6 protein-coding genes and 1 pseudogene are annotated in these 5425 nt (G+C 38.7%); 6 read left to right on the top strand and 1 reads right to left on the bottom strand.

The window, feature by feature from the left end; all coding sequences use genetic code 11:
* Nucleotides 1-7: 7 nt before the first annotated feature.
* Nucleotides 8-1030, bottom strand: coding sequence for a glycosyl hydrolase family 18 protein (locus B2X33_RS01620; RefSeq protein ID WP_296022537.1), 1023 nt, complete (start codon nucleotides 1028-1030; stop codon nucleotides 8-10).
* A gap of 444 nt (nucleotides 1031-1474) precedes the next feature.
* On the opposite strand from B2X33_RS01620, the gene B2X33_RS01625 reads away from it, so the two are divergent.
* The 6 genes and pseudogenes from B2X33_RS01625 to B2X33_RS01650 form a co-directional block, all read left to right on the top strand.
* Nucleotides 1475-2476 carry a 2-hydroxyacid dehydrogenase gene (locus B2X33_RS01625; protein ID WP_296022538.1) on the top strand — a complete coding sequence of 334 codons (1002 nt, stop codon included), beginning with the start codon at nucleotides 1475-1477 and terminating at the stop codon, nucleotides 2474-2476.
* Nucleotides 2477-2548: 72 nt separating this feature from the next.
* Complete coding sequence (locus tag B2X33_RS01630; RefSeq protein ID WP_296667114.1) at nucleotides 2549-2878, top strand: hypothetical protein; 330 nt, start codon at nucleotides 2549-2551, stop codon at nucleotides 2876-2878.
* 2 nt (nucleotides 2879-2880) lie between these two features.
* On the top strand, nucleotides 2881-3609 hold the full coding sequence (locus B2X33_RS01635) for a hypothetical protein (RefSeq protein WP_296667116.1): 729 nt from the start codon (nucleotides 2881-2883) through the stop codon (nucleotides 3607-3609).
* A 107-nt stretch (nucleotides 3610-3716) separates the two neighbouring features.
* The gene (locus B2X33_RS01640; RefSeq protein WP_296667118.1) at nucleotides 3717-4328 is read left to right on the top strand and encodes a V-type ATP synthase subunit E; all 612 of its coding nucleotides are present in this window, start codon (nucleotides 3717-3719) and stop codon (nucleotides 4326-4328) included.
* Nucleotides 4329-4883 carry a DUF2764 family protein gene (locus B2X33_RS01645; RefSeq protein ID WP_296022542.1) on the top strand — a complete coding sequence of 185 codons (555 nt, stop codon included), beginning with the start codon at nucleotides 4329-4331 and terminating at the stop codon, nucleotides 4881-4883.
* Nucleotides 4883-5425: pseudogene (locus B2X33_RS01650) on the top strand (V-type ATP synthase subunit A); the annotation flags it as partial. The gene B2X33_RS01645 and the pseudogene B2X33_RS01650, both read left to right, overlap by 1 nt.

Consider the following 5425-nt stretch of genomic DNA (forward strand, 5'->3'; position numbering starts at 1 on the left):
TTTTTTTTTATTGATTTTTCACAGGCTCTTTTATTTTTAAGTGCTTCCAGTATGCTTCGTCTTCTTGTCCGATTCTCCAAAAACTCAGGGCTCTTATTTCATTTTCTGCGTACATTTTTGTCCGGACAAAAAGGGATGTCTCATCGTCGTAAAAAGCCGTTATATTCAGTTTTTTTGTAATTGTAAAACTTGGAATTCCATATTCATCGCGTTTGTGGTTTTTTATCTTGTTTTCTTCGATTATTTTTTGCAGTGTCGGGTAAATGTATGCCTTTCCGCCGAGAGTATCATCTCTCCAGGCTCTTCCGTAGAACGAAAGCCCCATTACAAGTTTTTCTGGAGGAATTTGGCTTTTTGCATAGTCTGAAATTTTTTTGCACCAGCCAGTGCTTGCTATCGGCCCCGGCTTGCTTGTGGACCAGTGCTCATCGTAGGCCATTATGATGATTTTATCCGCAACCTTTGCAAGTTTTTCATAATTATAGGCGTCTTTTGAAAGAGTTCTTGTTCTCGCAGGAATTGCAATAGAAAGTGTCTTTTCGCCAAGTTTTGATTTTAAAATTTTCAAAAACTCAATAAAATTTTCATCATCTTCAGAACTTACAAGCTCCCAGTCAACCTGAAGCCCGTCATAAGTCTTGCTGGCCTCTATTAAGCCGTCAATGATTTTATTTCTGAGCGGAAGTTCTGGCAAAAGCAAAAGATGGGTTTGCGAGCGCGAGTCGCAGCTTGTTACAAGGTGAACTTTTGCCGGACAGTCAGAAAAATATTTTTCCTTAGGAGGCGTTGCCGGCACCTCGCTAAATGCCGAAATCGCTTCTGTAAAATAGCCTATGTCGGTAAGAGGAAGGCCTGGATTGTACGAATCTTCTCTTTTGTAAAAAACATAGCCCCAAAGCTCTTCAAATTCTACTGTCTCGTCCTCAGAAAAACCTTTCTTAAAATCTCCATTTTTTGCCTTTGGCGCCGAAGAGCATGAAAACAGCAGAAACAGAAAGAAAAAAACGTTTAGCTTAAAAAAAATCTTCATATCTATAGAATAACAAAAAAAATTCAAAAAATCTAAAAAAATCTTCTTTGCTTGAATCCGGGCGGCTTTTTGCCTTGCAAAAACCGAGCTTTTCAGGGCTGCGGTTTTCACCTCCGGTATTTTTGCTATGCAAAAATACACGCTTTGCGTCCCTTTCAATCTCTGCCGCAACAAAAATGCTAAAAAAAACGCATTCTTGTTACTCTATGCTGACTTAGAATCTTTTTCTTGTTATAATCCGCTTAAAAATATTTGTTTTTTAATTTTGTATTCAATTTTATGGATGCATGATAAAAACAGCCGAAAATGTCGTCTGTTTTCATCTCAAAAAGTTTGCGTTGCAAACTTTCTTATTATCTGTTGTTTCTCACTTTGTGCGAAACAGCTTAAAAAGTCAATCAAAAACTGAGGTTTTTATCTTGACTTTTTATAGGAGGAAAATTTATGGTAAAAATTGCTTTCTATGACACACGTTCGTACGACAAGTCTTCTTTTTGCTCTGAAAACGAAAAATTTGGTTTTGAAATTGACTATTTTGATTTTAAATTGACTGAAAAAACTGCGTTCACTGCAAAAAATTTCGACGCTGTTTGTGTTTTTGTAAATGATACCGTCGATTCTTCCGTCCTTAAAATATTAAAAGAATGCGGAGTAAAGCTTGTTGTTTTAAGATGTGCAGGTTTTAACAATGTTGACCTGTCTGCCGCATCTTCTTTTGGAATAAAAATTGTCCGTGTTCCGGCTTATTCTCCTCACGCAGTTGCAGAGCATGCGCTGGCGCTTTTAATGTCGCTTACTAGGCATATTCCTCAGGCTTATTTAAGAACAAAAACCCAAAATTTTAGCATCGAAGGTCTTACTGGCCGTGATCTTTTCGGTCTTACTGCAGGAATTTTCGGCACTGGGAAAATTGGACGGATAATGGCTGGAATTTTAAAAGGGCTTGGCATGAAAATCATCTGCTATGATCCTTATCCGGACGAAAAATGGGCTGAAAAAGAAGGCTTTTCTTATGTCGATGTTCCGGCTATTTTTAAGGAAAGCGATGTTTTAAGTTTTCATTGCCCGCTTACGCCGGAAACAAGGCATATTGCAAATCACGATACAATGAAAACTATGAAAAGCGATGCTGTCATTATTAACACAGGCCGCGGCGCTTTAATCGACACTAAAGCTCTTGTCCACGCTTTAAAGCACAAGCATATCGGAGGAGCCGCGCTGGATGTTTACGAGGAAGAAAGCGCTTTCTTTTTCAATGACCATTCAACGGAAGTAATAACAGACGATGTTCTTGCAAGACTTTTAACGTTCCCTAATGTTCTTATAACCGGACATCAGGCGTTCTTAACGACGACTGCGCTTTCAAATATTGCAGAAGTTTCGCTTCAGAACGTTAAGGATTTTCTTGAAAACAAGGAACTCAAAAACGAAGTAAAAATTCTCTAAAAAAATCATTTTTGATTTTTTTTCATTCCTGAGTTTTGTTGATTTTTATATTTTTTGGAGTAAAATTAGATTATGGCAATACAACCGATTGATCTTCAGACAATATATTCTCAAATGGGCAATGTCGCAAAAAATGTTGCCCACCAGCAGAACGGAAATCAATTGACTCAGGCGATGCAGGAAAATGCTGCCGTTCAGCAGAAGCAGGAGCAATTAGCTCAGGTTCACAAAACCGCCGAAAACGAAGCTGTCGCTAGTCAGATAAAAGACGGGGCTCATCAAAATAATTCTTTTCAAAATCAGAGAAATCAGAAAAAAAATCAGGAAGAAGAACTTGAAAAAAATAAGCTGACAGAAATCCGTGAATCTTTTTTGGGACAAAATATTGATATTTCGAGGTAGATATGCAGGGAATTGCAGTTCTGGCATTTATTCTTTGTTGCTTGAATATAACCGGCTGGCTTGTATTTTTAAGAAAATTTAAAAGGCTTTTTACGACCGAAGATATTATTTCTAAAACTCGGCTTGAAGTTACACGGATGATTGAAGATGTAAACCGCACGACCTCAAAAAATTTGGATTTAATCGAAGAAAAAATCAAACAGTTAAAGGCAGCTTCGGCTGACGCAGGACGTCATATTGCTGTTGCAAAATCAGAATTAGAAAAACGTGCTGCTCTGGCGCAATTTAACAGGGCGATTTCTGAAAAATCTGAAGTTTCTCAAAAAAATGAAATTCATCCTAAAACTCAAAATCATTCCCTTTATGGAAGTGAGGCACCTTACGGAAGAATTTCCGATGCATTGCAGGCCTCTAGCGCATATCAGATAACATCAAAAGGCAAAAGGGAAGTTGACAGCGAGCAGGGGGAATTATTTGAAAAGCATGAAGAAAAATATATAAAATCGCCTTCGGGAACAAAATTTATGGTCGATAGCGAAGGAGCCGGATTTGCTTCAATTCCAAAAATCGGGGAAAATGTTTTTTATTCGGACAACCCGATAAAACCTAAAAAAACAATAAACGAACAGATAAAGGAGCTTTCAAACCGCGGTTACGATATTGAAATGATTGCGCGCGAACTTAACCTTACAACGACGGAAGTTCAATTTTCGTTGGATATGGAATTTTAAAAGTTTGCAATCATTAACGCAAAGTTATTTAACGCCATCAAGTTTTGGTGGTATATTTAAAGAGATAGTTTTTTAACTAAACAAATTCACAAAAAAGAGAGGATAGCATGGACACCCACGTTGAAGAACTGATTGACAGAATCAAAAAAGATGGCGTTGCCGTTGCTGAAAACTCTGCCTCAGAAAAAATTGCACAGGCTCAGAGAGAAGCCGACAAGATTATTCTTGATGCAAAACAAGAAGCGGAGAAGATTCTTATGCAGGCTAAGGAAGAGACAGCCCGCCTGGAAAAAGCAAGTGAAGATGCCATTAAACAAGCCGGAAGAAACCTTCTTCTGCAATTTAAAGACAGTATAACAAAAGAGCTTTCTGCGCTCATAAAACAGGAAGTATCGGAATCTTATTCAAAAGATTTGCTGTCAACACTTGTGCCAGAAGTTGTAAAGGAATGGGTAAAAAACAGTTCTGCCGAAGATGTTTCTGTTCTTTTAAACGAAAAAAGCTTAAAAGAAGTTGAGGCAAATCTAAAAGAAGCATTGAAAAATGAAATTTCTGCCGGACTTACATTGAAAGTTGACAATTCCGTTTCAAACGGATTCCTTATTGGGGTAAAGAATGGAGCGGCATTCTATGACTATTCAGCAGAAGCTGTAGCTGACTTGTTCAGTGCATATTTAAATCCTAGAGTTGCTGCATTGATGAAAGAGGCGGCTAAATAAGTGAGTAATCAGTATTATCTTTTGGCACAGCTTCCATCTTTCTCAGTTACTGACGAAAAATCGGTGTTGCCGGTTACAGAAGAATACTTTTATGATCTCTGCTCGCGTTTTCTCGACAAGAAAAGTTTTGAACAGGTAAAGCTTCTTTCTTTGACACCTCCGTTAAAAAAAGTTTCAACAGGTTCTGTTTTTCTTGACAAATGGTATGACGGTGAACGTAATCTTCGTTTTGCTTTGGCCCAAATCCGCGCACTTCGCATGAATAAAAAATTCGAGATAGAAAACGAAAGTTTCTCTCCTGACGTGATTCAGGCGGCTCGTACTGCGACTGGAATGGAAAGTCCGTTGGCTGCCGAACAGTTCTTGAATCAATACAGGCTGAATCTTTTGGACAGCATTCGTCCTGCCGATGAGTTTTCTGTTGATGCTGTTTATGCCTATGGATTACGCTTAAAACTCGCATTAAGAATGAAGATGTTCAATGCAGAGAAAGGTATGATTTCTTATCATAAAATCTATGATTCAATTCTCAAGGGAGATATGGGAGATAAATAATGACGGATACAAAAGGAAAGGTAGTCGGCGTTAATGGAAACATGGTTTCTGTCGAATTTGATGGAAATATCTCCATGAACGAAGTTGCCTATGTGAAAGTTGATAATTCAAGCCTGAAAAGCGAGGTAATCCGTATCCGCGGAAATATAGCCCAGCTTCAGGTTTACGAAATGACAAAAGGAATAAAAACTGGGGATGCTGTTGAGTTTACCGGTGATTTGCTTTCTGCCGAGCTTGGTCCGGGACTTCTTGGCCAGGTTTACGACGGTTTGCAGAATCCGCTTCCTTTGCTTGCTGAAAAAGCAGGATGGTTCCTTGAAAGGGGGATTTATGTAAACCCTCTCGACAGAACCAAAAAATGGGCGTTTACACCGACTGCAAAGCCCGGTGATGTAAAAAAAGCCGGCGAATATATCGGAACTGTTCCTGAAGGTCCGTTCACGCACAAGATTTTTGTGCCGTTCTATTTGCTTGGTTCGTACACTGTAAAATCTATAAAACCTGCTGGCGAGTATACTCTTGATGACAAGGTCGCTGTTCTT

The sequence above is a fragment of the Treponema sp. UBA785 genome (assembly GCF_002297065.1).
In the GTDB taxonomy this organism is placed as follows: Bacteria; Spirochaetota; Spirochaetia; order Treponematales; family Treponemataceae; genus Treponema_D.

Bases quoted from the DNA above. Each gene is read 5' to 3' on its own strand.
- B2X33_RS01620 (WP_296022537.1), bottom strand. From the start codon at position 1,030: ATGAAGATTTTTTTTAAGCTAAACGTTTTTTTCTTTCTGTTTCTGCTG.
- B2X33_RS01625 (WP_296022538.1), top strand. From the start codon at position 1,475: ATGGTAAAAATTGCTTTCTATGACACACGTTCGTACGACAAGTCTTCT.
- B2X33_RS01630 (WP_296667114.1), top strand. From the start codon at position 2,549: ATGGCAATACAACCGATTGATCTTCAGACAATATATTCTCAAATGGGC.
- B2X33_RS01635 (WP_296667116.1), top strand. From the start codon at position 2,881: ATGCAGGGAATTGCAGTTCTGGCATTTATTCTTTGTTGCTTGAATATA.
- B2X33_RS01640 (WP_296667118.1), top strand. From the start codon at position 3,717: ATGGACACCCACGTTGAAGAACTGATTGACAGAATCAAAAAAGATGGC.